Raw genomic sequence first — 24,780 nt, forward strand, 5'->3', positions numbered from 1 at the left:
CGGGCTCGCGCTGCAAACGACACCATCTTCCAGAACTGCGTCGCGCCGATCGTGAGCAAGCTTTGCTCCCGCAGGCGGTTCCACTGGGTTGTTCCCCTCAAAACCTATTAAGGTTTGCCCTCGCCATTCAGCACTCTGATGGAGCGTGGGTGCGGCGGGGTCCTTCGCTACACTCGGCGCATCTCTCCCGGAACAACAAGGCTGTTTCCTATGCAAAATCGCATGATGATTACCGGTGCCGGTTCTGGCCTGGGTCGCGAAATCGCGCTGCGCTGGGCCCGCGAAGGCTGGCGCCTGGCCTTGTCGGATGTCAGTGAGCCGGGCCTTCAGGAAACCCTCAGGCTGGTGCGTGACGCGGGCGGCGACGGTTTTGTCCAGCGCTGCGACGTGCGCGACTACAGCCAACTGACGGCGTTTGCCCAGGCCTGCGAAGAGAAGCTCGGTGGCATCGACATCATCGTCAACAATGCCGGTGTGGCCTCGGGTGGGTTCTTCAGTGAACTGTCCCTGGAGGATTGGGACTGGCAGATCGCGATCAACCTGATGGGCGTGGTCAAGGGTTGCAAGGCGTTCTTGCCGTTGCTGGAAAAAAGCCGCGGTAAGATCATCAACATCGCCTCCATGGCCGCCCTGATGCAAGGCCCGGCCATGAGCAACTACAACGTGGCCAAGGCTGGCGTGGTGGCGCTGTCGGAAAGCCTGTTGATCGAGCTGGCACAGCAGGAAATCGGTGTGCATGTGGTGTGCCCGTCGTTTTTCCAGACCAACCTGCTGGACTCCTTCCGCGGCCCGACTCCGGCGATGAAAGCCCAGGTTGGCAAGTTGCTGGAAAGCTCGCCGATTAGCGCTGCCGAGATTGCCGATTACATCTATGAACAGGTCGCCCAGGGCCAGTTCATGATCCTGCCCCACGAGCAAGGGCGCATGGCCTGGGCCATCAAGCAGAAGAATCCGCAATTGCTGTACGACGAAATGACCGTCATGGCCGACAAGATGCGCGCCAAGGCTCGACAGAACCCGAGTTGACCTGAGTGTCCGGCGTCCTCAGGATGGCCGCATTCGGCCCTCCTGATGGACGCTCACATGCTCAACTATTTTTGGTTCTTTCTCGCCGCGCTGTTTGAAATCGCCGGCTGTTACGCGTTCTGGATGTGGCTACGCCAGGGCAAGAGCGCCTGGTGGATTGTGCCGGCCCTGTTGAGTCTTACGCTGTTCGCCCTGTTGCTGACCCGCATCGAAGCGACCTACGCCGGTCGTGCCTACGCCGCTTATGGCGGTATCTATATCATCGCCTCGATCGGCTGGCTGGCCGTGGTGGAGCGAGCGCGGCCGCTGACTTCCGACTGGGTGGGGGTGGCGCTCTGCGTGTTGGGGGCGAGTGTGATTCTGTTCGGTCCGCGGTTTTCCGCCTCTTGAATAAGCCCGCTAGCTGACAGGGTTTTGCAGGACGTTTCCTTCAGTTGCCAGAGTGTTGCTTGTAGGGCGTTACTGAATTCTTGAAGGTGGCTTGAGAACCTCAGGCGGGGCGGGCATGGTCAAGGTCCAGATATTCTTAAGGACAAGAACCATGCTCGTACTTAGCCGCGCTGTGGGTGAACTGATTTCCATCGGTGATGATATTTCCGTCCGAGTGCTCTCGGTCAACGGCACCACTGTTCGTTTTGGCGTGGAAGCGCCACGGCACATCGACGTTCATCGCTCCGAGATATACGAAAAGATTCAGAAAAAAAGGGCCCTGGCCAGTCGCAAGGTCTGCTCAGTCGAATAGATGCTTGGGCACGTCGTGCTTGAGCATCAACTGGCACTGTTCGCTTTCCGGGTCGAAGACGATCATCGCCTGGCCTTTGGTCAAGGCCTGCCGGACCCGCAATACGCGGGTCTCCAGCGGCGTGTCATCGCCATTGTCGGTGCCGTCGCGGGTCACGAAATCTTCGATCAGGCGAGTGAGCGTGTCGACTTCGAGTTGGTCGTAAGGGATCAGCATGGGGTACCTCGGCTAGACAATGTCGCGATGCTACGACCAAAGGGCTTTTGCGGCTAGCCTGGCTTGGGGCTTGCGGTGTCTGTTGCGGCGCTATCGCGAGCAGGCTCGCTCCCACAGTGGGCCTGCGTCGGGCACGAACTTTATGCTCACGAAGGTCTCCTTGTGGGAGCGAGCCTGCTCGCGATGGCGTCATGACGGGCACTGAGATTCTGGAACTGTGCTCAGTTATCCGACCGCTGCCCAATCAAACTATCCACCGACGGCACCCGGGTATCGCTTTCCATCTGCGCATCGTGTTCGAGCTGATGGCTGAAGCGGTCCAGCGAACCCTGGGCCGGTTGGGCGTCGCTGGCGAATACCGGTGGGCTGAGGATGTAGGCGCCCAGCAGGCGGCTCAGGGCGGCCAGGCTGTCGATGTGGGTGCGTTCGTAGCCATGGGTGGCGTCGCAGCCGAAGGCCAGCAGGGCGGTGCGGATATCGTGGCCGGCGGTGACGGCGGAATGGGCATCGCTGAAGTAATAACGGAACAGGTCGCGGCGCGCCGGCAGTTCGTTTTCCCTGGCCAGCTTCAGCAAGTGCCGTGACAGGTGATAGTCGTAAGGGCCCCCGGAATCCTGCATCGCCACGCTCACTGCGTGTTCGCTCGAGTGCTGGCCCGGTGCGACCGGCGCGATGTCGATGCCGACGAACTCGCTGACATCCCAAGGCAGCGCAGCCGCCGCGCCGCTGCCGGTTTCTTCGGTAATCGTGAACAGCGGGTGGCAGTCGATCAGCAGTTCTTCGCCACTGTCGACAATCGCCTTGAGCGCCGCCAGCAGCGCCGCGACCCCGGCTTTATCGTCCAGGTGCCGAGCACTGATATGGCCACTCTCGGTGAACTCCGGCAAAGGATCGAACGCCACATAGTCGCCAATGCCCACCCCCAGTGTTTCGCAATCGGCGCGGGTGGTGCAGTAGGCGTCCAGGCGCAGTTCGATGTGATCCCAACTGATGGGCATTTCGTCCACGGCGGTGTTGAATGCATGCCCGGACGCCATCAGCGGCAGTACGCTGCCTCGGATCACCCCCGTGTCCGTAAACAGGCTGACGCGACTGCCCTCGGCAAAGCGGCTGGACCAGCAACCCACCGGAGCCAGGGTCAGGCGCCCGTTGTCCTTGATGGCGCGCACCGACGCGCCGATGGTGTCTAGGTGAGCCGACACGGCCCGATCGGGGCTGCTCTTGCGGCCCTTGAGGGTGGCGCGGATCGTGCCGCGCCGGGTCATTTCAAACTCGATACCCAACTCTTCGAGCCGCTCGGCGACGTAGCGCACGATGGTGTCGGTGAAGCCGGTGGGGCTGGGAATGGCGAGCATTTCCAGCAGGACTTTTTGCAGGTACTCGAGATCCGGTTCGGGAATTTTGCTAATCATGGAAACTCCTCCAGGAAGGTTTAAGTAAGGGAACCTGTGGCGAGGGAGCTTGCTCCCGCTCGACCGCGAAGCGGTCGCCGTTCAGATTTCCGGCCTGTCCCACAAACCCGGTTATAGATGGAGGGGGCTGCTTTGCAGCCCAGCGGGAGCAAGCTCCCTCGCCACAGAGAAAAGACCTAGGCCACCGCCTGACTATGGGGAAACAATAAATCCACAAAGCGTTCGGCAGTGGGTTGCGGTTCGTGGTTGGCCAGGCCGGCGCGTTCGTTGGCTTCAATGAACACGTATTCGGGCTGATCGGCCGCTGGCACTAACAGGTCGAGGCCAACCATGGGAATATCCAGGGCCCGCGCGGCGCGTACCGCAGCTTCGGTCAGGGTCGGATGGAGGATGCCCGTGACATCTTCCAGCACGCCGCCGGTATGAAGGTTCGCCGTACGCCGTACGAACAGGTGTTTGCCAGCGGGCAGCACACTGTCGTAGTCATAACCTGCCGCGCTCAATGTGCGTTGGGTCTCGGCGTCCATGGGAATCTTGCTTTCACCTCCCGTGGCCGCTTGTCGGCGGCGGCTTTGGGCTTCGATCAGCGCGCCGATGGTGTGCCGACCGTCGCCGATCACCTCCGCCGGCCGCCGGATCGCCGCTGCCACCACTTCAAAGCCAATCACTAGCACGCGCAGGTCCAGGCCTTCGTGGAAGCTTTCCAACAGCACCCGAGTGTCAAACTGGCGGGCCGTTTCAATCGCGCTCTGCACCTCTTCAATCGTGCGCAGATCCACCGCCACACCCTGGCCCTGCTCACCGTCCAGAGGCTTGACCACTACCCGTTCGTGCTCATCGAGAAAGGCCAGGTTGTCATCGGCGTTGCCAGCCAACTGTTGGGCCGGCAAGTTCAAGCCGGCGTTTTTCAGCACCTTGTGGGTCAGGCTTTTGTTCTGGCACAGGGTCATGCTGATAGCGCTGGTCAGGTCGCTGAGGGATTCACGGCAGCGGATCCGGCGGCTGCCGTGGACCAGGGTAAACAATCCACTTTCGGCGTCGTCCACCTGGACTTCGATGCCCCGGCGGTGAGCCTCTTCGACAATGATGCGCGCATAAGGATTGAACTGCGCCTCGGGGCCCGGCCCCAGGAACAACGGCTGATTGATGCAGTTCTTGCGTTTGATGGCGAACGTCGAAAGATTGCGGAACCCGAGCTTGGCGTAGAGACTTTTCGCCAGGCGATTGTCGTGCAGCACCGAAAGGTCCAGGTAACTCAGGCCCCGGCTCATGAAGTGCTCGATGAGGTGGCGCACCAGGACCTCACCGACACCGGGCCGCGAACACTGCGGATCCACGGCCAGGCACCAGAGGCTGCTGCCGTTTTCCGGGTCGTTGAAGGCTTTCTGGTGATTCAGGCCCATGACGCTGCCGATCACCGCGCCGGTGTCATCATCTTCGGCCAGCCAGTAGACCGGCCCGCCCTCATGGCGCGGCGTGAGTCGTTGCGGATCGATGGGCAACATGCCCCGGGCCTGATAGAGCAGGTTGATCGCCTGCCAGTCGGCGTCGCTCTGGGCCCGGCGAATCCGGAAACCGCGAAATACCCGGGTGGCCTGGCGATAGTCGCTGAACCACAGGCGCAAGGTGTCGGATGGATCGAGAAACAGCTGCGCCGGTTCCAGCCCGAGTATTTGCTGGGGGGCGGCGACGTACAAGGCAATGTCGCGCTCACCCGATTGCTCATTGAGCAGCTCTTGGGCCAGGCTTGCCGGGTCCGGGAAGGTGTGGCCGATCAGCAATCGGCCCCACCCGCAGTGCACCGCGATCGGGTCGGCGCCCAGTTCGCTGCCGTCTTCGGCCAGTCGCGCCTGCAGGCGTTCGTAGGAGGGCGCCTGGCCCCGCAGCAGGCGTTGATTGTGGGGTTTCATCGATCAGATTCCTTGCTCGCTGAGCCACAGGTTCAGCGCCGCCAATTGCCACAGCCTTGAGCCGCGCAACGGGGTGAGCTGGCCGTTGGGGTCGGTCAGCAGTCGATCAAGCATCGCCGGGTTGAACAGGCCGCGATCCTGGCTCGGGTCCAGCAGCAGTTCGCGGACCCAGGCCAAGGTGTTGCCTTCCAGATGCTTGAGACCGGGTACAGGGAAATAGCCTTTTTTGCGGTCGATGACCTCGCCGGGGATCACCCGTCGAGCGGCTTCCTTCAGGACCTGTTTGCCGCCGTCGGGCAGCTTGAATTTCGCCGGGACCCGTGCCGAGAGTTCCACCAGTCGGTAATCCAGGAATGGCGTGCGCGCTTCCAGGCCCCAAGCCATGGTCATGTTGTCGACGCGCTTGACCGGGTCGTCCACCAGCATCACCGTGCTGTCCAGGCGCAGGGCCTTGTCCACCGCGGCATCGGCGCCCGGCTGGGCGAAGTGTTCCTTGACGAAATCACCGGCCGCGTCATGGGCCGTCAGCCATTTGGGCTGCACGGTAGCGGCATATTCTTCGTAGCTGCGATCAAAGAATGCAGCGCGATAGGCCGCGTATGGGTCACTGGCGCCGTCCACTTGTGGATACCAGTGGTAACCGGCGAATAGCTCATCGGCGCCCTGGCCGCTTTGCACCACTTTGCAATGCTTGGACACTTCCCGCGACAGCAGGTAGAAGGCGATACAGTCGTGACTGACCATCGGCTCGCTCATGGCCCGAAACGCCGCCGGCAGTTGCTCGATGATTTCTTTTTCGTCGATGCGTAACTGGTGGTGATGAGTGCCGTAGTGCTTGGCGATCAGGTCCGAATACTGGAACTCGTCACCGCGCTCGCCACCGGCATCCTGGAAGCCGATGGAAAATGTGGAAAGGTTTTCCACACCGACTTCCCGCAGCAGGCCCACCAGCATGCTGGAGTCCACGCCGCCGGAAAGCAGCACGCCGACATCCACGGCGGCACGCTGACGAATGGCGACCGCTTCACGGGTGCTGTCGAGCACGCGGTCGATCCAGTCTTGCAGATTCAGGTGCTGTTCGTCGGCCCGGGGACCGTAGGGCAGGGTCCACCAGGTTTTCTGCTCGGTGGAGCCGTCGGCTTCGACCCGCATCCAGGTGGCAGGCGGCAGCTTTTCGACGCCGGCCAGCAGGGTGCGGGGCGCCGGGACCACGGCATGGAAGTTCAGGTAATGGTTCAGCGCCACCGGGTCGAGCATCGGACTGATGTCGCCGCCCTTGAGCAGCGCCGGCAACGCCGAGGCAAAGCGCAGGCGCTGGCCGGTGCGCGACAGGTACAGCGGTTTGACACCGAGACGGTCGCGGGCGATGAACAGCCGCTTGGCGTCGCGTTCCCAGATGGCGAAGGCGAACATGCCGTTGAGCTTGGGCAACAGTGCTTCGCCCCAGGCGTGGTAGCCCTTGAGCAGCACTTCGGTGTCGCCACCGGAATAGAAGGCGTAGCCCAGGCCTTCCAGCTCGGCGCGCAATTCAGGGTAGTTGTAGATCGCGCCGTTGAAGGCCAGGGACAGGCCCAGTTGATTGTCGATCATCGGCTGGGCCGAACCGTCGGACAAGTCCATGATTTTCAGGCGCCGATGGCCCAGGGCAATGGGGCCCTGACTGTGGAAACCCCACGCGTCGGGGCCGCGAGGAGCCAGGTGATGGGTGATTCGCTCTACGGCCGCAAGGTCCGCAGGTTGTTGATCGAAACGTAACTCTCCAGCTAATCCGCACATAAGTCCTTACCGGTTTTTCCGTTGGGGAGGGGTCAAACACCATACGCCAAAATGGCGGGTACTTTGAAACTGACCGGTGGGATTGGTGTGAGTTTTAGATCAATGCGTTATAAGCAGCTGAAGTAGGGGCGCTCGGGCGGCTGAAAAACCACGGCAAAACATCAACCTGTGGGAGCGAGCCTGCTCGCGATCGCGGTGTGCCAGTCACTTGGATGCCAGATGATCTGGCGCAATCGCGAGCAGGCTCGCTCCCACAGGTTTTTGTGGCATACCGGCAATCTGCATTAGGCCTTGCCCCGAACCAGCGCCCGCAACGCAAACCGGTTCGGATGGCAGGCCTCGGCCACGCTTCGGGGCAGGGGCAAAGGTTCGTTGTCCAGCCAGGCGGCAATCAACTCGCCCGACAATGGCGCGGTGATCAGGCCCCGGGAGCCGTGGCCGCTGTTGATGTACAAGCCATCGAGCCAGGGGCATGGGCAGTCCGGCACCTGGCGGGCGTCCTTGCTCAGCGCCGAGTATGCCTGGGTGAAGGCCTGACTCTCGGCCAAGGGGCCGACAATCGGCAGATAGTCCGGACTGGTGCAACGGAACGCCGCACGGCCCTGGAGGTGTGCCGGGTCCAGGGTGCTGGCGTCCAGGCGTTCCACCAGATCAGCGGAGATTTGCTCCAGCATCTGCAGGTTGCCGGCGTGCTCGGCGGCGGTAGGGGTCAGGTCGTCGTTCTTGAAATCGAAACTGGCACCCAGGGTGTGCTCGCCCAACCGTGCCGGAGCCACGTAGCCTTCGGCGCAGACCACCGTGCGCAGCGCCTGGCTGTGGGCGGTTTGCGACAGACGGGTGATTTGCCCGCGAATGCGCTTGAGGGGCAAGTCGGCGGCCGCATCGAAGCGTTTGATCTCGGCGGCGCTGGCGAGGATCACTACCTGTGCGCTGGCCAGGCAACGTTCACCGTCCCAGGCCTGCCACTGACCGTCGACGCGGCGCAGCTCGAGGACTTCATGGTGGGTTTGCACCTCAATCTTGAGGGCGGATGCCTGCCAGCGGCACAGTGCGGGCGGATGCACCCAACCGCCTTGCGGGTAATACAAGCCGCCACAGGCCAGGCCGATACCGGACCGCGCCTCGGCCTGGGATTGATCCAGGACATGCAGCAAATCCTCGGCAAAGGCCTCGGCCAATTGCGTCTGGCGCTCGGCTTCCTTGTCGCTGAACGCCAGTTGCAAGACACCGCAGCCGTCCCAGTCCACACCTCGCTGCAGATGTTCGAGCAGGCGCCGGGTGTAACCGAAACCGCTGAGGATCATCTGCGACAGCGCCGTGCCATGGGCCGAAAGCTTGAGATACAACACGCCCTGCGGGTTACCGGACGCTTCTTCGGCCAACCCGGCATGCCGTTCCAGCAGCGTCACCTGCCAGCCACGGGCCGCCAGGCTGGACGCGCTGGCGCAACCGGCCAGGCCGCCACCGATCACCAGTGCTCGACGCTCGCCGCTGTGCGCCGTGGGGCGGGCGTACCAGGGTTTTACCGGGGGCGGTGCGGGTGCCAGTTGCGGCCAGCCGAGAAACACCCCGCGAAGGATTTCCCATTTATGGCCGATGCCCGGCGTGCGCTTCATCTTGAAGCCGGCCGCGTTCAATAACCGTCGCACCCAGCCGGTGCTGGTGAAGGTGCTGAGGGTCGCGCCGGGGGCAGCCAAGCGTGCCAGTTCGGCAAACAGCTCGGCGGTCCACATCTCGGGATTTTTCGCCGGCGCGAAACCGTCCAGGAACCAGGCATCGATTTGCGCATCCAGCTGCGGTAATTGCTCCAGGGCGTCGCCGATCAACAAAGTCAGGGTCACCCGGCCGTCTCCCAACGTCAGGCGCTGGAAGCCCTGATGGATGGCGACGTACTGCGCAAGCAATTGATCCGCCTGAAGCTTGAGTTGCGGCCACAAATCCAGTGCCCGGCGCAGGTCGGGGGGGCTCAAGGGGAATTTCTCGACACTGACAAAATGCAGCCGCGCCCCGGCCGGTGCGCACTGCTCGAACAACTGCCAGGCGCAGAGAAAATTCAGCCCGGTGCCAAACCCGGTCTCGCCGATCACCAGCCGCCCGTCGTCCGGCAGCGCGGCAAAACGCTCGGTCAGGTTGTTCTGTTCAAGGAACACATAGCGGGTTTCTTCCAGGCCCGACTGGTCGGAAAAATACACATCGTCGAACACCCGCGAGCGCGGGCGACCCTGATCGTCCCAGTCGAGTTGGGCGTGGTGCTGTACGGGTGTCATGGCAGGCTCGGTCAAAACTGGGAGGCCATTCTAGCCGATCGGTATGGGCTTGCTTGACCCATCGCAATACCGCGTTCGTCTGGATGGAATCTGCTGCACCGGCCCGCGTCCAATCCGCTAGTCTTGCCCCATTCCCTGGAAGGAGCTGTCCATGTTCGAATCCGCTGAAATCGGTCACGCCGTCGATAAAGACACCTATGACGCCGAAGTGCCGGCACTGCGTGAAGCGTTGCTCGAAGCCCAGTACGAGCTACACCAGCAGAGCCGTTTTCCGGTCATCGTGCTGATCAACGGCATCGAAGGCGCCGGCAAGGGCGAAACGGTGAAATTGCTCAATGAGTGGATGGACCCGCGGCTGATCGAAGTGCGTACCTTCGATCAGCAGACCGACGAGGAGCTGGCGCGGCCACCGGCCTGGCGTTATTGGCGGATGCTGCCGGCCAAGGGACGCATGGGGATTTTCTTTGGCAACTGGTACAGCCAGATGCTGCAGGGGCGCGTTCATGGCCAGATCAAGGACCCACGACTCGACCAGGCCATCAATGGCGCTGAACGGTTGGAGAAAATGCTCTGCGATGAAGGCGCGCTGATCTTCAAGTTCTGGTTTCACCTGTCCAAGAAACAGATGAAAGCCCGGCTCAAGGGGCTCAAGGACGACCCGCTGCACAGCTGGCGCATCAGCCCGCTGGACTGGCAGCAGTCCCAGACCTACGACAAGTTCGTCAAATACGGTGAGCGGGTCCTGCGCCGCACCAGTCGAGACTACGCCCCGTGGCATGTGATCGAAGGCATGGACAGTTATTATCGAAGCCTTACGGTCGGACGGATCCTGCTTGACGGGATGCGCCAGGCCTTGCACCGCTCGAGGATCAAAGCGGAAAAGGTCAATGTGGCGCCACTGCCGCCGCTGGACGACCAGGTCACGCTGCTGGACAGCCTGGACATGACCCTGCGTCTGGACAAGGCCGATTACGAAGAACAACTGATCGCCGAGCAGGCGCGTTTTTCCGGCCTGTTGCGCGATAAACGCATGCGCCGCCATGCCCTGGTGGCCGTGTTTGAAGGCAACGATGCGGCGGGCAAGGGTGGGGCGATCCGGCGGGTCGCGGCAGCGCTCGACCCGCGCCAGTACAGCATCGTACCGATTGCCGCACCCACCGAGGAAGAGCGCGCCCATCCCTACATGTGGCGGTTCTGGCGGCATATCCCGGCGCGGGGCAAGTTCACCGTGTTCGATCGCTCCTGGTACGGCCGGGTGCTGGTGGAGCGGGTCGAAGGTTTTTGCAGCAAGGCCGACTGGCTGCGGGCCTACGGCGAGATCAACGATTTCGAGGAGCAGATTGCCGACGCCGGAGTCGTGGTCGTCAAGTTCTGGCTGGCCATCGACAAGGAGACTCAACTGGAGCGCTTCCAGGAACGCGAGGAAATTCCTTTCAAACGTTTCAAGATCACCGAGGACGACTGGCGCAACCGTGACAAATGGGATGCCTACCGGGCGGCGGTGTGCGACATGGTCGACCGCACCAGCACCGAGATTTCTCCCTGGACCCTGGTGGAGGCCAACGACAAGCGCTGGGCGCGGGTCAAGGTGTTGCGCACGCTTAATGAAGCGCTGGAGGAGGCCTTCGAGCGCTCGGCAAAGCAGGCTCGCAAGGCGAGCAAGGGCAAATAGTGGGCGATGGGAACGCATACGCGGGGTGAATGATCGTCGCGGTCGGTTATGCAGTGGATTTATGCTCAATTGACTCCTAACCGACAATAACAATTGAGGTACAGCCATGCGTGAAGTGGTGATCGTCGACAGCGTGCGGACCGGCCTGGCCAAGTCTTTTCGCGGCAAGTTCAACATGACCCGTCCGGACGACATGGCGGCTCATTGTGTCGATGCATTGTTGGCGCGCAACGGGATCGATCCGGCCAGCGTCGAGGACTGCATCGTCGGCGCCGGTTCGAACGAGGGCGCCCAGGGCTATAACATCGGCCGTAACGTGGCGGTGCTTTCGCAATTGGGCATCGGCACCGCCGGCATGACCCTCAACCGCTTCTGCTCCTCGGGCCTGCAAGCCATCGCCATCGCCGCCAACCAGATCGCCTCCGGTTGCAGCGAGATCATTGTTGCCGGTGGCGTGGAATCCATCAGCCTGACAATGAAAAGCGTCAATACCGATCACCTGATCAACCCGCTGCTCAAGGAGCAAGTGCCGGGGATTTATTTCCCCATGGGCCAGACCGCCGAGATCGTCGCCCGCCGTTATCAGGTCAGCCGTGAAGAACAGGACCGCTACGCCTTACAGAGCCAGCAGCGTACTGCCCAGGCCCAGGCGGCCGGGCTGTTCGACGACGAGATCGTGCCGATGGCGGTCAAGTACAAGGTCGAGGACAAGAACACCGGTGCGGTGCAGATTCTCGACGGCGTGGTTGATCGCGACGATTGCAACCGCCCCGACACCACCTATGAAAGTCTGGCGGGCTTGAAGCCGGTGTTCGCCGAAGACGGCTCGGTGACGGCAGGCAACTCGTCACAGTTGTCCGACGGGGCTTCGATGACCCTGGTGATGAGCCTGGAAAAAGCCCTGGCCCTGGGACTCAAGCCCAAGGCGTTTTTCCGTGGCTTTACCGTGGCCGGTTGCGCGCCGGACGAAATGGGCATCGGTCCGGTGTTTTCGGTGCCCAAACTGCTCAAGGCCAAGGGCTTGCATATCGATGATATCGACTTGTGGGAACTCAACGAAGCCTTCGCATCCCAGTGTCTCTACAGTCGTAACCGGCTGGAAATCGATAACGAGAAGTACAACGTCAACGGCGGTTCGATTTCCATTGGCCACCCGTTCGGCATGACCGGTTCGCGCCAGGTCGGCCATCTGGTGCGCGAACTGCAACGGCGCAGCCTGCGCTACGGCATCGTGACGATGTGCGTGGGCGGCGGGATGGGGGCGACGGGGTTGTTTGAGGCGGTGAGATAACCGGGCGCTGACAGTTAGCGAGATGATTACTTGTGGCGAGGGGATTTATCCCCGCTGGGTTGCGCAGCAACCCTAAAATCTACAACCGAGGTATATCAGGCTGACAGAGTGGTTTGCTTTGGGGCTGCTTTGCAGCCCAGCGGGGATAAATCCCCTCGCCACAAGGGGGGCTGCTTTGCAGCCCAGCGGGGATAAATCCCCTCGCCACAAGGGGGGCTGCGTCAGCTGCGCTAGCTGGCAACCTGGGTCAGTTGCTGCATCCGCGCGATATACGCTTTTATCTCCCGTTCTGCCGCCTCGCGGCTGGCGAACGGGCCTTCCTGCGTGCCTTCTCGGGTATTGAAATAAAACTCGCCGTTTACCCGGCAGATCCGGTCGCTGCGAAAAATCGTCGTAGGGGCGGGATCCTGGGCGCGTTTGCCAAACATGGCGGTCTCCAAAGGCAGCGGGGCAATGTCATTTGAGCTTATGCGCAGTCCTTGATTTGCGCCTGGCCAGGCGATCGACGGCAACGACCCGTACAGTCCCATGGACGTCCACGGCCTAACTGTCCCTGTGTCCTGAAGCGATCCGCGCCTAGAATGGGGGCTCTTTGTCTTGAGCTGCGAGGGTTGCATGCACATATCGTCCGGTCGCTGGGTCTACGGCCTGTTCCTTGCCCTGCTGACCGCCCTGCTGTGGGGCATCCTGCCGATCAAGCTCAAGCAAGTGCTGCAGGTGATGGATCCGGTCACCGTGACCTGGTTTCGCTTGCTGGTGTCCGGTGGCTTGCTGTTCATCTACCTGACGGCCACTGGCCGTTTGCCCAGTCGCAAGGTGTTGGGCCCCCGGGGCGGCTGGCTGGTGGCGATGGCGGTGTTGGGGCTGGTCGGCAACTACGTGCTGTACCTGATGGGCCTCAATCGCTTGAGCCCCGGCACCGCGCAACTGGTGGTGCAGATGGGGCCGATCATGTTGCTGGTGGCCAGCCTGTTTGTGTTCAAGGAGCGTTTCAGTGTAGGGCAGGGCATCGGCCTGCTGGTGTTGTTGATCGGCTTCACGCTGTTTTTCAACCAGCGCCTCGGCGAGCTGCTGACTTCCCTGAGCGACTACACCGCCGGGGTCTTGATGGTGTTGCTGGCGTCGACGGTCTGGACCTTCTATGCCCTGGGCCAGAAGCAACTGCTGACGGTGTGGAATTCGTTGCAGGTGATGATGGTGATCTACCTGTTCTGCGCGCTGCTGCTCACGCCCTGGGTACATCCGCTGGAGGCGCTGCAACTGAGCCCGTTGCAAGGCTGGCTACTGCTTGCTTGCTGCCTCAATACCCTGATTGCCTACGGCGCCTTTGCCGAGGCCCTGGCTCACTGGGAAGCGTCGCGGGTCAGCGCGACCCTGGCGATCACGCCGTTGGTGACCTTCGCCGCGGTGGCGTTGGCAGCCTGGTGGTGGCCTGACTACGTGCATGCCGAGCAGATCAATCTGTTGGGGTATGGCGGGGCGGTGCTGGTGGTATTGGGATCGGCATTGGTTGCCCTCGGGCCGTCGCTGATTGCCGGGCTCAGGGCCCGGCGTGAGCGACTGGCTGTCGGGCGATGACCGCGACCACAAAAAGAACCGCTCTTTTGTGGGAGCGAGCCTGCTCGCGATAGCGGTCTGGTCGTCGATAATGTCGAGCCGACCGGCCTCATCGCGAGCAGGCTCGCTCCCACAGGTGGGTTGTGTTGAGCGCACGCTTTGCGTCCAACCAAGCACACATCTCAACCCTGGCTTCCGGCCTCCAGCATATTCTCCGGCCGCACCCAGGCATCGAACTCTTCGTCGGTCAGATACCCCAACTGCAAGGCCGCTTCGCGCAGGGTCAGCCCTTCGCCGTAGGCTTTCTTGGCGATTTCGGCGGATTTGTCATAGCCGATGTGTGTGTTCAGGGCGGTGACCAGCATCAAGCCACGTTCCAGATGCGCCGCCATCTGCTCGGCATCCGGTTCGAGCCCGGCGATGCAGTGCTGCTGGAAATTGCTGCAGCCATCGGCCAGCAGACGGATCGACTGCAACAGGTTGTGAATGATCACCGGCTTGAACACGTTCAATTGCAAATGACCCTGGCTGGCGGCGAAACCGATGGTCACGTCGTTGCCCATGACCTGGCAGGCCAGCATCGACAAGGCCTCGCACTGGGTCGGGTTGACCTTGCCGGGCATGATGGAGCTGCCCGGTTCATTGGCCGGCAACTTCACTTCGGCGAAGCCGGCCCGTGGCCCGGAACCCAGCAGGCGCAGGTCATTGGCAATCTTCATCAGGGTCACAGCCAGGGTTTTCAGCGCGCCGGACAAGGTGGTCAGGGGCTCATGGCCGGCCAACGCCGCGAACTTGTTTGGCGCGGTGACGAAGGGCAGGCCAGACAGCGCCGCCAGTTCAGCGGCGATCGCCTCACCGAAGCCGTGGGGCGAATTGAGCCCGGTGCCCACTGCCGTACCGCCCTGGGCAAGTTCGCAAACCGCCGGTAGAGCCGCACGGATCGCCCGTTCGGCGTAATCGAGTTGAGCGATGAAGGCTGACAACTCTTGGCCGAAGGTGATCGGCGTGGCATCCATCATGTGGGTGCGGCCGGTCTTGACCAGTTTCATGTGGCGCGCCGCCAATTCCGCCAGTGCGCCGGACAACTCGGCGATCGCCGGCAGCAATTGCTGATGGACCGCCTGGATGGCGGCGATGTGCATGGCGGTGGGGAAGCAGTCGTTGGAGCTCTGGGAGCGGTTGACGTGATCGTTCGGGTGCACCGGGCTCTTGCCGCCGCGGGGATTGCCCGCCAGCTCGTTGGAGCGCCCGGCGATCACTTCGTTGACGTTCATGTTGCTCTGGGTTCCGCTGCCGGTCTGCCAGACCACCAGCGGGAATTGGTCGTCATGCTGGCCGGCCAGGACTTCGTCGGCGGCCTGTTCGATCAGGCGCGCGATGTCGGCAGGCAAGTCGCCATTGCGGTCATTGACCCGCGCGGCGGCTTTCTTGATCAGCGCCAGGGCGTGCAGCACCGACAGCGGCATGCGTTCGTTGCCAATGGCAAAGTTGATCAGGGAGCGCTGCGTCTGGGCGCCCCAGTAGGCTTCATCCGGGACTTCAACCTGGCCAAGGCTGTCGGTTTCGATACGGCTCATCGGGTCAAACTCCTGTAGGTCTGAATGCGCAGTTTAGGCCCTGAAGGGCGACACGGGTTCCCTCAATCATTTTTCGATCGTTTCGGCCCGTCAATCGGACGCGCAGAGCAATGGGGTTGAGGGCCGGCGTTTATTAGGCGCAGAATGATCGCCCTTGGGGTTTTACCTCGCCTGTAGAAAAGGAAACTCGATGACCCGTCTTCGTGCCATCTGTACCGCAGTTGCTCTGGTGTGTGCCAGCAGTCCTGTTTTTGCCGATACCGCCAGCCACAACGCAAGTGCCGAAGAGTTCCTGACCCTGGCGCACGCCGACAAACTGGGTACCCCGGTGTACATGCAAGTGCAGCAGATGTTTGCCCAGCGCTTTGAGCAGACCAAGGCTCCCGAGTCGAAAAAAGCCACCCTCGAAACCTACCAGGCCAAGGCCAACGCCGCACTGGACCAGGCCATCGGCTGGAAGAAGCTCAAGCCGGACATGGTCAAGCTTTACACCTCCAACTTCAGCGAGCCGGAACTCAAGGAACTGGTGTCCTTCTACCGTTCGCCCCTGGGCAAGAAAGTCCTGGAAAAAATGCCCCAGCTGACCCAGCAATCGGCCCAGTTGACCCAGGCCAAGCTGGAAAGCGCGGTGCCGGTGGTCAACAAGCTGCTGGCGGACATGACCGCCGAGCTTGAGCCCAAAGCCGCCCCTGCCAAGAAAAAGCCGTAAGCGGAGCCCGGTATGAGCATGCAACAACGCATCGAATCGACGCTCGGGCTGTTGCAGCCCGAGCACCTGCAAGTGCTGGATGAAAGCCACATGCACAGCCGTGGGTTACAGACCCACTTCAAGGCCGTGGTGGTCAGCCATCAGTTCGAGGGGCTCAATCGCGTCAAGCGTCATCAGAAGGTCTACGGCACGCTGGGCGAGCTGATGGGTGAGTTCCATGCGTTGGCGCTGCACACCTATACCCCCGAGGAATGGGCGCAGATCGATACAGCCCCGGCTTCGCCCACTTGTGCCGGTGGCAGCAAGCACTGATCTGCAGAGAATGACTGCTGTTGTGACTGCACTCCTGCAACCCCCCTGTTTTTTGTTAGAATCCCCAACGCGCCTCACAGGGCGCGTTTTTTTTCGTATCCGGTTCACCCTTTGCGAGGGTAGCCACCTGGAGAAATACCCATGACACCATCCATTGTCGTGGCGGCACTGTATAAGTTCGTCACCCTTGAAGATTACGTCGAGCTGCGTGAGCCATTGCTCAAGGCCATGCTCGACAACGGCATCAAAGGCACGCTGCTGATCGCCGAAGAAGGCATCAACGGCACCGTTTCCGGCACTCGCGAAGGCATCGACGGATTGCTGGCCTGGCTCAAGAACGACCCGCGCATGATCGACATCGACCACAAAGAGTCGTACTGCGATGAGCAGCCGTTCTATCGCACCAAGGTCAAGCTCAAGAAGGAAATCGTCACCCTCGGCGTCGAAGGCGTGGATCCCAACAAACAGGTTGGCACGTATGTCGAACCGCAGGACTGGAACGCACTGATCAGCGATCCGGAAGTCTTGCTGATCGACACGCGCAACGACTACGAAGTGTCCATCGGCACCTTTGAAGGCGCGATCGACCCCAAGACCACCAGCTTTCGCGAGTTCCCCGAGTACATCAAAGCCAACTTCGACCCGGCCAGGCACAAGAAAGTCGCGATGTTCTGCACCGGTGGCATTCGCTGCGAAAAAGCTTCCAGCTACATGCTCGGCCAGGGTTTCGACGAGGTCTATCACCTCAAGGGCGGCATCCTGAAGTACCTTGAAGAGGTGCCTCAGGAAGAAACCAAATGGCGCGGCGACTGCTTCGTGTTCGATAACCGCGTGACCGTTCGCCATGACCTTAGCGAAGGCGACTACGATCAGTGTCATGCCTGTCGTACACCGGTGAGCGTAGAGGACCGTGCTTCGGAGCACTACGTGCCAGGCATCAGTTGCCCGCATTGCTGGGACAAGCTGAGCGAGAAGACCCGGCGCAGCGCCATCGACCGGCAAAAGCAAATCGAACTGGCCAAGGCCCGCAACATGCCGCATCCGATCGGCTACAACTATAAGCAATCACCTTCCGAGGCTTGAACCATGGCGCCACGCCTGCTCTATGTGATGGACCCGATGTGTTCCTGGTGCTGGGGTTTTGCGCCGGTTGCCGAGGCACTGGTCGAGCAGGCGCAGGCCGCCGGGGTAGAACTGCACCTGGTGGTGGGCGGTTTGCGCACCGGCAGCGGTTCGGCCCTGGAGCCGACCACCCGACGCTACATCCTCGAGCATTGGCAGGCCGTCACCCAGGCCACCGGCCAGACGTTCAAGCTTGAAGGGGCGCTGCCGGACGGTTTTGTCTATGACACCGAACCGGCCTGCCGGGCACTGGTGACGGCCCGTGGCCTGGCGCCGGACCTGGCCTGGAAACTGTTGAAGCTGATCCAGCAGGCGTTTTATGTCGAGGGTCGTGATGTGACCCACGCCAGCGTCCTGGTGGAACTGGCCGAACAGGCTGGACTGCCACGCATCGAGTTCGCCGCAGCCTTTGACCGCGCCGAGCAACATGCGGCCACTGCCGCGGATTTCACCTGGGTGCAGGATCTTGGCATCGCGGGTTTTCCTACGCTGCTGGCCGAGCGTGACGGTCAATTGGCCTTGCTTACCAACGGCTACCAGCCCCTGAGCCAGTTGTCTCCACTGTTGGGCCGCTGGCTGGAGCGCGCGGCCTGTGCCTGACCGGGCGGATGACGCATCCCCTGGGCAGCGCGTCGACCGCTTGAGCTGGGCAGAAATCCGCCGTCTTGCCCTTAAACACAAGAAAGCCCTGTGGATCGCCAACGGCGTGGCCGTGCTGGCGACGCTGTGCAGCGTACCGATCCCGCTGTTGCTGCCGCTTTTAGTGGACGAAGTGCTGCTGGGCCAGGGCGACGCGGCGTTGAAGGTCATGAACCATGCGTTGCCCAGCGGCTGGCAAAGCGCGGCCGGTTATATTGGCCTGATGCTGGTGGTGACCCTGGTCCTGCGATGCGGCGCTTTGCTGTTCAACGTGCTGCAGGCGCGATTGTTCGCCAGGCTGGCCAAGGACATCGTCTATCGCATTCGCGTCCGATTGATCGAACGGCTCAAACGTATTTCCCTGGGCGAGTACGAAAGCCTGGGCAGCGGTACCGTGACCACACACCTGGTCACCGACCTGGACACCCTGGACAAATTCGTCGGCGAAACCCTCAGTCGTTTCCTGGTGGCGATGCTGACACTGGTGGGCACTGCCGGCATTCTGGTGTGGATGCACTGGCAACTGGCGCTGCTGATCCTGTTGTTCAACCCGTTGGTGATCTACGCCACGGTCCAGTTGGGCAAACGGGTCAAGCACCTCAAGAAGCTGGAGAATGACAGCACCTCGCGCTTCACCCAGGCCCTGACCGAAACCCTGGATGCCATCCAGGAGGTGCGTGCCGGTAACCGCCAGGGTTATTTCCTGGGTCGATTGGGGACACGGGCCAGGGAGGTCCGTGATTACGCAGTGAGTTCACAGTGGAAAACCGATGCCTCGAACCGCGCCAGCGGTTTGCTGTTTCAGTTTGGTATCGATATTTTCCGCGCAGCGGCGATGCTCACCGTACTGTTCTCCGACCTCTCCATCGGCCAGATGCTGGCGGTGTTCAGCTACCTGTGGTTCATGATCGGACCGGTGGAGCAACTGCTCAATCTGCAGTACGCGTTTTATGCCGCCGGGGGCGCATTGTCGCGGGTCAACGAGTTGTTGGCCCGTGCCGACGAACCGCAATACACCGGCAGTGTTAACCCGTTCCAGGGGCGTGCCACCGTGGGTATCGAAGTTCAGGGGCTGAGTTTCGGCTACGGCGACGAACTGGTGCTGAACCAGATGAACCTGTCGGTTGCCCCCGGTGAGAAAGTCGCGATTGTCGGGGCCAGCGGGGGTGGCAAAAGTACCTTGGTCCAGTTGCTGTTGGGGCTGTACACGCCGCTGGCCGGGACTATCCGTTTCGGCGGTTCGACTCAGCAGGAAATCGGCCTGGAAACCGTGCGCGACAATGTTGCCGTGGTCCTGCAGCATCCCGCGCTGTTCAACGACACGGTACGGGCCAACCTGACCATGGGCCGCGAGCGCACGGACGAGGCCTGCTGGCAGGCACTGGAAATCGCCCAACTGCACCAGACGATCATAAGTTTGCCCAACGGTCTGGACAGCATCGTCGGCCGTTCCGGCGTGCGTCTGTCCGGCGGGCAGCGCCAGCGCCTGGCCATTGCCCGGATGGTACTGGCCGAGCCCAAGGTGGTGATCCTCGACGAGGCGACGTCGGCGCTGGACGCCGCCACCGAGTACAACCTGCACCAGGCGCTGGCGCGGTTCTTGAGCAACCGGACCACCTTGATCATCGCGCACCGGTTGTCGGCCGTGAAGCAGGCCGACCGCGTGCTGGTGTTCGACGGCGGACAAATCGCCGAGGATGGCGACCATCAGCAACTGATTGCGGACGGTGGTTTATACGCCAAGCTCTACGGGCATCTGCAGCAGCATTGATCGCCAGGGATCAATCGGATTCGGTTGAAGAGCTCATTTCAGTTGCCGGACGCTTACGGCGCTGTCCCCAGATAACGTTCAACGCAGCGGCTCCGCGCTCATGACCGAACTCCTTCATGACAATCGCGCAGGATTCGCAAGGAGGCAGGGTGGTGGCAAGCGTGATCGACTTGATGTCTTCAGGGTTTGGATACTTTTCGCTGATGTAGGCAATCAGTTTGCTTTCGCTGTCCGCAGAAGTCACTCGACTGAGCCTGTCCGAGGTGCCCGGAGCATCCATCAGATGAGGGATAGCGAGCAATTTTCCATCGGCGCTCAGAGTGAGGGAGGCAGGGTTAATCGCGTTCCTGATGCCATCAACATTGAAGTAAGTGGCCTCTTTGACGTTGACTTGCGTATAGCCACTGTGGGATTTGAACAGCGGCAGGTGCTGGGTGTAGTCCTCGATTCCGGAAACACTGACATATATTTCGTTGTTTCCGGATGCCGTGATGACGTGGGCAAAAGCTATGTTCTTTTGATTTTTGGTCGGAAGGGTTTTTTGCAGTTCTCGCATGGCGTCATTGATGGTCACCGCTCGGGTGGTGGATTGAGACGGGCCGGCAATGGACGGCGATGTAAAAAGCGCGTTGAAGATGCTTGCGGTTGATTTTTGTATGGCTTCGGGCGCTTGTGTGGTGGGTTGCCACACGGCTGCTCCGTTAGGCAAATCAGAGACAATCATCCTGGTGCGACGATCGAATAACACCGCCTCGGCGGGGTAGGTACTGACTTTCAGCCACTTCATATTGGAGGGTGGATGGCTCGGTGCGCCAATGGGTATCGAAATTTCATCGATCTTGTCCAGTGCCCGTTCGACCTGGTCTCTGCCGTAGATTCGCGCGGCGTTGTTGGCGTTCAACGAACCGATATAAACCCGTTGCAGCTCTTCTCCCAAAGAGCCGGGCGTCAGGTCGCTTGGGCCAAGCCTTTTCAGGCTCAGAGCAGACTCGACACTCTCAGTGGAGAGCAATCTGGTCATGTAATAATCATCCGTGTTCAAGCGGGTGAATATGTACGTGAACTGCTCATCGATCGAGGGAATGATGAGCGCGCCGGTTTGATGGATATCGTCAATTTTTTCTGCCGAACCGGTTACTTTGATGCCACCGTACAGACCGGTTTGAAATTCCAGGGTCGCCGTAATGGTTTCTCTGGGGATGGGGACTCTGCTGGAGAGACCGATCCATTGCGGTTTGCCTTTGTAGGTGTTGAGCTTGCCGTCCTTGAGTTCATAGATTTTCCCTTCGAAGGCGAGCAGGGCGCGATCGTTGGGATGCTTGGGCGTGGAGGGATAGAACGTTGCGTCACCAAACCAGGGCGCCCAGCTTAACTCAGTGCTGAACTCGCCCGCGGGTGGGCGCTCGGCAGGTTTGTCTTGCACTACATACCTGGTTTTGCACGCCTCATCCGGCGCACGACGAACACGGCACGCCAGTTTCCTGAAGGGTGGATTGTCATCCCGGTGGCTGATGCGACGCAGGGTTCCGGCCTTCAAACGATAGGGCACGCCATCCACATAGAAGAGGCGGCTGCCATCGGCTTCAAGCACTTCTAGTACCCGGGCATTTTCCGGTAACTCAACGAGGGTCTCGGTGTCGGTTTGCGCCCGTGTGTTGAAGTGGGAGCGGCCCGGTGATACGTCAGCACCCAGCCCAGGGCCGTAAGGCCTGGACGATAAAGGGTCAATCAAACGGTAATCGGCGCTGCCTGTGGCTGTGGTGTTGCGCACAGGAACATCGTCAACTCCGCGCACAGTGCTCAACTGGTCATTCATTGTCAGTGGACGCCAGCGGCCCGGGTCCGTGGCTTGGGCCATGCCTTGGACGAAATCGTATTGGCCGGCGCGCCCGGACAACGTCTTGAGACTCAGATAGCCCTTTTTACTGAACCTGTACACGCTCTGGCTGCCTGCCCGTAGCAAGGACGCAATGCCGTCGAGCGGGTTCAGGGTGGCGTTGAGCAAACTACCTGTCAGCGTTGCAAAGGCGGGCAGTGCTTTGCCAATGCTCAACTTGCCCGCGGCGCTGACCAACTTCAGCGAGCCTGACGCAAACTTGCCCATGGGTCGGGCGAATGCAACAAAATCTGTGAACAGGCCAAAGGCTCCACTCACCAGGCGATCACGGTCCCCCGAAACCAAGTCTTCGATACTGCCCCAGAAGGGCACAAACATTTTGAGGATTTCCAGGTTTTTTTCACGCCTGGCCTTTTGACGGTCGAATTCGGTTTCGCCATAACAAATGTCGTAGAGCTGTTTTTCGTCAACGAAAAGCAGCTCCTCGCAAATGTACCGGGCCAGGTCCAGGGTGACTTTCGACTCCAATGTCCGCGGTAGAGTGTGGTTGGCGTCGCTATTGTTCGATTCGCCGAACGTGCCGCCAAGTGGGTCCAGGATGGCTTGGCATTCTTTGTGAGCGCCGGGGAGGGTGCCTTTTACGTGGGCATCCCAATCGAACGGAAGGGTTTTATGGCGAAGAACATCCACACTCACTGCCGAGCCGCGGCTGATTCTCCACTTTTCGATTTTGCGCTCTGCGCCAATATGCTGTGGCTGAATATCCGGTCGTGGGCGGATCACCCCAGCCCGCGGGAGCAGTTCGTAGTACGAGGTCTTGCGCTGGCTCGTCGTTTCCAGAATGAAGCCATTACGCGCGCGCAGGGGCAGCGTCTTATCTTCGGATTCATTGTTTGCTTCAATGCCCGTGGTTTCTTTTCTGAGGGTGTAGACCTTTGTCACGCCGTACTCCAGGGCTTGGCGATCAGCCAGGGGTAGGGATGCGAGCAGGTGGGTGATCAACGTGCGATAGGAACTTCTGATGAAGCTGAGGTAGATGTCGAAATGGGTTTTGAACGTTTGCTCGATATCGGGGAGCTTCCTGTCCTGCTGGGCAATAGCGCTAAAGCCGGGCCCGGCAAAGTTAGTCTGTAGGGTCGTATCGTGGTCGATCTTGAACCAGACATCGGTGATGACTTTTCCATCGGGCCGGGTGACGAACCATTTATGCTCAGTGAGTTGGCCGGCTGCATACACATCCACGAATGTGTAGGTTTGGGGGACGAGTCTTCCGAGGGGGCCGCTGAGCCGAGTCACGGGGGCGGCGTAAGTGCTGGCCTCCTTCACCAGCTTCCTGCCATCCGTCACGAACCGGCCGTCTGCGAAGAGCTTCGCCATTTTAAGCCTGGCGATGTTCAGCCTCTCGGGGGGGCGGCTATCCAGCCAGTTGACCGCCCGGGTCATGCTATCGATGGTGAAGTCGAGCTTTTCTGCAGCGGTCTGTATGTCCTGCAGGGTGTAGTGCCCGTCGGCCTTATGGGCAACCAGGCCGTTTGTCACGGCCCATTCCAGCATGGGTTTCAATCTGGTCAGGGTGACCAGTTTCAGGTCATCAGCCGTGGCTTCACTGGCGTATTGGCCAGGGAAGTCGACCAGTTGCTGGAAACTCAGTCTTTGCAGCAACGTCGGGTCGATCGCGTCAGCCAGATACACACCATGAGCAAAATTTACCCAAACGGTAGAGCTTCGGTAAGGCAGTTGCGACGGTATATCGTGAATCTGGAAGTGCGGCGGGAACACGGGTTGATAAAGACGCGCGAGCAGAATGGATTCGTTCACTGACGCGGCGCGTTTTGAAGACAGCAGATGCGCCTCGAACTCGGCCCGAATCTGCCCATAGCTTTTCCCCCAGTTGGACGAACGTTGCCACGGGTAACCGGCGATACTGTCCGGGCTCTCGTTTTGCCCGTTTTCAAGCCAAAGACGAATGGCGTGGGCGAGCAGCTTGGTGCATATCCCTGCAGCCGTGTCCTCACCGGGTCTGCCGCCAAACCAGCCCAGCACTTGCAATAACCTGGTTGCCAGCTGCCGGGCGTTCGTCGATTGCAGAATAGCCTCCAGATACGCCGAAGGCTTCGCCCGGATTTGCGTCGTCGTCAATGTGTCGATATCCGAAGCGCCGAGGTAGGCCAGCAATGGGGTGTGCGGCGTAGGCAGGAATTGACGCACTGTGTCAGTGATCAGGTTCTCAGTGTGGGGGCTCAGGGCGTCGATGTTTATTCCATGTCCAAGTCCCAGCGTGTGGTGAGCGCGTTTCTCTTCCAGCGCATTCATCGTGGCGTTGCGTTGCTCGGTGTTTTGCCGAGTGCATGGGGTAATACCGTAAAACCAGGTCATTCGTGCAAATGTTACTTGGCCGTCGAAACGAATTTGCCCGCCTAATAGTCGAGCAGTTTTTTCAATCTTTGCAGGCAGCCCGTTCCAAGAGGGGTCGTTGTTCAGTGGAATCTGAATGCTGGTTTCTCTGTTCCTTGACAGTGTCTCGTAGAGGGCTTTGCCGTTTTTTAAAGTGACGATCAAGTGGTAATGAGGGGCGCTCAGCGTTTTGCACAACGCCTGATAGTTTTTATCCTGGATGAGCGTGTGCAGTGCTCGTTGTCCGGTTTCATTTTCCAACGCCATGGGTGAACAAAGCCTGGGCTTGACCAGGCTGTCGGCCAACGTCTGCAGCGGTATCTGATGGTTTCGAACGAGCGATAGCATGGCCTCGTAATCGCCCAGCAAACCCTGATGTTTCTCGGCATAAGAGGGTGTCGGGCTCAGACTCGTTGAAAGGCCGGGGGCGGCGGTAGATTGCATATGGAGGTTTCCTGGTGATTAACGAACGTTTCTCTACGCGCCTCGATAAAGTGCAAGGTCTAGAGAAGTTCCGTATCAAAACAGTCCAGGCAAACCCGGGGTGGTA

The 24,780-nt window shown here is 60.6% G+C and carries 19 protein-coding genes; 11 read left to right on the plus strand and 8 right to left on the minus strand.

Annotation, left to right across the window (positions count from 1 at the left end; all coding sequences use genetic code 11):
* The first annotated feature begins 210 nt into the window (after nucleotides 1-210).
* The 3 genes from QOM08_RS08030 to csrA all read left to right on the plus strand — a co-directional run bounded on the left by QOM08_RS08030 (nucleotide 211) and on the right by csrA (nucleotide 1,768).
* Complete coding sequence (locus QOM08_RS08030) at nucleotides 211-1,026, plus strand: SDR family oxidoreductase (RefSeq protein ID WP_076385809.1); 816 nt, start codon at nucleotides 211-213, stop codon at nucleotides 1,024-1,026.
* A 57-nt stretch (nucleotides 1,027-1,083) separates the two neighbouring features.
* Entirely contained in the window at nucleotides 1,084-1,416 is a 333-nt protein-coding gene (locus QOM08_RS08035) for a YnfA family protein (protein ID WP_139050807.1), read from the plus strand.
* Between the two features lie 151 nt (nucleotides 1,417-1,567).
* Nucleotides 1,568-1,768, plus strand: a complete 201-nt coding sequence (gene csrA / locus QOM08_RS08040) for a carbon storage regulator CsrA (protein WP_047226284.1) — start codon at nucleotides 1,568-1,570, stop codon at nucleotides 1,766-1,768.
* On the opposite strand, the gene QOM08_RS08045 is transcribed toward csrA, so the two are convergent.
* The 5 genes from QOM08_RS08045 to mnmC all read right to left on the minus strand — a co-directional run bounded on the left by QOM08_RS08045 (nucleotide 1,757) and on the right by mnmC (nucleotide 9,349).
* Nucleotides 1,757-1,984, minus strand: coding sequence for a YheU family protein (locus tag QOM08_RS08045; protein WP_047226285.1), 228 nt, complete (start codon nucleotides 1,982-1,984; stop codon nucleotides 1,757-1,759). The two genes, csrA and QOM08_RS08045, sit on opposite strands and share 12 nt — an antisense overlap.
* Nucleotides 1,985-2,205: 221 nt before the next feature.
* Nucleotides 2,206-3,396 (minus strand): osmoprotectant NAGGN system M42 family peptidase, encoded by a 1,191-nt coding sequence (locus tag QOM08_RS08050; protein WP_047226286.1) that lies wholly within the window; start codon nucleotides 3,394-3,396, stop codon nucleotides 2,206-2,208.
* Nucleotides 3,397-3,572: 176 nt separating this feature from the next.
* The gene (gene ngg / locus QOM08_RS08055) at nucleotides 3,573-5,306 is read right to left on the minus strand and encodes an N-acetylglutaminylglutamine synthetase (protein ID WP_316912786.1); all 1,734 of its coding nucleotides are present in this window, start codon (nucleotides 5,304-5,306) and stop codon (nucleotides 3,573-3,575) included.
* Between the two features lie 3 nt (nucleotides 5,307-5,309).
* Nucleotides 5,310-7,082 carry an N-acetylglutaminylglutamine amidotransferase gene (locus tag QOM08_RS08060; RefSeq protein ID WP_316912787.1) on the minus strand — a complete coding sequence of 591 codons (1,773 nt, stop codon included), beginning with the start codon at nucleotides 7,080-7,082 and terminating at the stop codon, nucleotides 5,310-5,312.
* Between the two features lie 284 nt (nucleotides 7,083-7,366).
* On the minus strand, nucleotides 7,367-9,349 hold the full coding sequence (gene mnmC / locus QOM08_RS08065; RefSeq protein ID WP_316912788.1) for a bifunctional tRNA (5-methylaminomethyl-2-thiouridine)(34)-methyltransferase MnmD/FAD-dependent 5-carboxymethylaminomethyl-2-thiouridine(34) oxidoreductase MnmC: 1,983 nt from the start codon (nucleotides 9,347-9,349) through the stop codon (nucleotides 7,367-7,369).
* 151 nt (nucleotides 9,350-9,500) lie between these two features.
* Here mnmC and pap point away from each other — a divergent pair, with 151 nt between their 5' ends.
* On the plus strand, nucleotides 9,501-11,021 hold the full coding sequence (gene pap / locus QOM08_RS08070; RefSeq protein WP_047226290.1) for a polyphosphate:AMP phosphotransferase: 1,521 nt from the start codon (nucleotides 9,501-9,503) through the stop codon (nucleotides 11,019-11,021).
* 106 nt (nucleotides 11,022-11,127) lie between these two features.
* On the plus strand, nucleotides 11,128-12,312 hold the full coding sequence (locus QOM08_RS08075) for a thiolase family protein (protein WP_139050802.1): 1,185 nt from the start codon (nucleotides 11,128-11,130) through the stop codon (nucleotides 12,310-12,312).
* 230 nt (nucleotides 12,313-12,542) lie between these two features.
* On the opposite strand, the gene QOM08_RS08080 is transcribed toward QOM08_RS08075, so the two are convergent.
* Nucleotides 12,543-12,740 carry a DUF6316 family protein gene (locus tag QOM08_RS08080; protein ID WP_047226415.1) on the minus strand — a complete coding sequence of 66 codons (198 nt, stop codon included), beginning with the start codon at nucleotides 12,738-12,740 and terminating at the stop codon, nucleotides 12,543-12,545.
* Nucleotides 12,741-12,927: 187 nt separating this feature from the next.
* Between QOM08_RS08080 and QOM08_RS08085 the strand changes: the two genes are divergently transcribed.
* Nucleotides 12,928-13,890, plus strand: a complete 963-nt coding sequence (locus QOM08_RS08085) for a DMT family transporter (RefSeq protein ID WP_047226292.1) — start codon at nucleotides 12,928-12,930, stop codon at nucleotides 13,888-13,890.
* Between the two features lie 161 nt (nucleotides 13,891-14,051).
* Here QOM08_RS08085 and QOM08_RS08090 read toward each other — a convergent pair whose 3' ends face one another.
* The gene (locus QOM08_RS08090) at nucleotides 14,052-15,446 is read right to left on the minus strand and encodes a class II fumarate hydratase (RefSeq protein WP_139050801.1); all 1,395 of its coding nucleotides are present in this window, start codon (nucleotides 15,444-15,446) and stop codon (nucleotides 14,052-14,054) included.
* 190 nt (nucleotides 15,447-15,636) lie between these two features.
* On the opposite strand from QOM08_RS08090, the gene QOM08_RS08095 reads away from it, so the two are divergent.
* From QOM08_RS08095 to QOM08_RS08115, 5 genes are all read left to right on the plus strand, one after another.
* Nucleotides 15,637-16,155, plus strand: coding sequence for a DUF2059 domain-containing protein (locus QOM08_RS08095; protein WP_047226294.1), 519 nt, complete (start codon nucleotides 15,637-15,639; stop codon nucleotides 16,153-16,155).
* 12 nt (nucleotides 16,156-16,167) lie between these two features.
* On the plus strand, nucleotides 16,168-16,467 hold the full coding sequence (locus tag QOM08_RS08100; RefSeq protein ID WP_047226295.1) for a BolA family protein: 300 nt from the start codon (nucleotides 16,168-16,170) through the stop codon (nucleotides 16,465-16,467).
* Between the two features lie 141 nt (nucleotides 16,468-16,608).
* Nucleotides 16,609-17,550, plus strand: a complete 942-nt coding sequence (locus tag QOM08_RS08105; RefSeq protein WP_092397619.1) for a rhodanese-related sulfurtransferase — start codon at nucleotides 16,609-16,611, stop codon at nucleotides 17,548-17,550.
* A gap of 36 nt (nucleotides 17,551-17,586) precedes the next feature.
* Nucleotides 17,587-18,189 carry a DsbA family protein gene (locus QOM08_RS08110; protein ID WP_171061403.1) on the plus strand — a complete coding sequence of 201 codons (603 nt, stop codon included), beginning with the start codon at nucleotides 17,587-17,589 and terminating at the stop codon, nucleotides 18,187-18,189.
* Complete coding sequence (locus QOM08_RS08115; protein ID WP_316912789.1) at nucleotides 18,182-19,999, plus strand: ABC transporter ATP-binding protein; 1,818 nt, start codon at nucleotides 18,182-18,184, stop codon at nucleotides 19,997-19,999. Before QOM08_RS08110 ends, QOM08_RS08115 begins: the two co-directional genes overlap by 8 nt.
* Before the next feature lie 10 nt (nucleotides 20,000-20,009).
* Here QOM08_RS08115 and QOM08_RS08120 read toward each other — a convergent pair whose 3' ends face one another.
* A complete protein-coding gene (locus QOM08_RS08120) occupies nucleotides 20,010-24,674 on the minus strand; it encodes a deaminase domain-containing protein (RefSeq protein ID WP_316912790.1) in 4,665 nt (1,554 codons plus the stop codon).
* Nucleotides 24,675-24,780: the final 106 nt, after the last annotated feature.

Source organism: Pseudomonas sp. P105, assembly GCF_032614175.1.
GTDB lineage: Bacteria > Pseudomonadota > Gammaproteobacteria > Pseudomonadales > Pseudomonadaceae > Aquipseudomonas > Aquipseudomonas rhizophila.

Bases quoted from the DNA above. Each gene is read 5' to 3' on its own strand.
- QOM08_RS08030 (WP_076385809.1), top strand. From the start codon at position 211: ATGCAAAATCGCATGATGATTACCGGTGCCGGTTCTGGCCTGGGTCGC.
- QOM08_RS08035 (WP_139050807.1), top strand. From the start codon at position 1,084: ATGCTCAACTATTTTTGGTTCTTTCTCGCCGCGCTGTTTGAAATCGCC.
- csrA (WP_047226284.1), top strand. From the start codon at position 1,568: ATGCTCGTACTTAGCCGCGCTGTGGGTGAACTGATTTCCATCGGTGAT.
- QOM08_RS08045 (WP_047226285.1), bottom strand. From the start codon at position 1,984: ATGCTGATCCCTTACGACCAACTCGAAGTCGACACGCTCACTCGCCTG.
- QOM08_RS08050 (WP_047226286.1), bottom strand. From the start codon at position 3,396: ATGATTAGCAAAATTCCCGAACCGGATCTCGAGTACCTGCAAAAAGTC.
- ngg (WP_316912786.1), bottom strand. From the start codon at position 5,306: ATGAAACCCCACAATCAACGCCTGCTGCGGGGCCAGGCGCCCTCCTAC.
- QOM08_RS08060 (WP_316912787.1), bottom strand. From the start codon at position 7,082: ATGTGCGGATTAGCTGGAGAGTTACGTTTCGATCAACAACCTGCGGAC.
- mnmC (WP_316912788.1), bottom strand. From the start codon at position 9,349: ATGACACCCGTACAGCACCACGCCCAACTCGACTGGGACGATCAGGGT.
- pap (WP_047226290.1), top strand. From the start codon at position 9,501: ATGTTCGAATCCGCTGAAATCGGTCACGCCGTCGATAAAGACACCTAT.
- QOM08_RS08075 (WP_139050802.1), top strand. From the start codon at position 11,128: ATGCGTGAAGTGGTGATCGTCGACAGCGTGCGGACCGGCCTGGCCAAG.
- QOM08_RS08080 (WP_047226415.1), bottom strand. From the start codon at position 12,740: ATGTTTGGCAAACGCGCCCAGGATCCCGCCCCTACGACGATTTTTCGC.
- QOM08_RS08085 (WP_047226292.1), top strand. From the start codon at position 12,928: ATGCACATATCGTCCGGTCGCTGGGTCTACGGCCTGTTCCTTGCCCTG.
- QOM08_RS08090 (WP_139050801.1), bottom strand. From the start codon at position 15,446: ATGAGCCGTATCGAAACCGACAGCCTTGGCCAGGTTGAAGTCCCGGAT.
- QOM08_RS08095 (WP_047226294.1), top strand. From the start codon at position 15,637: ATGACCCGTCTTCGTGCCATCTGTACCGCAGTTGCTCTGGTGTGTGCC.
- QOM08_RS08100 (WP_047226295.1), top strand. From the start codon at position 16,168: ATGAGCATGCAACAACGCATCGAATCGACGCTCGGGCTGTTGCAGCCC.
- QOM08_RS08105 (WP_092397619.1), top strand. From the start codon at position 16,609: ATGACACCATCCATTGTCGTGGCGGCACTGTATAAGTTCGTCACCCTT.
- QOM08_RS08110 (WP_171061403.1), top strand. From the start codon at position 17,587: ATGTGTTCCTGGTGCTGGGGTTTTGCGCCGGTTGCCGAGGCACTGGTC.
- QOM08_RS08120 (WP_316912790.1), bottom strand. From the start codon at position 24,674: ATGCAATCTACCGCCGCCCCCGGCCTTTCAACGAGTCTGAGCCCGACA.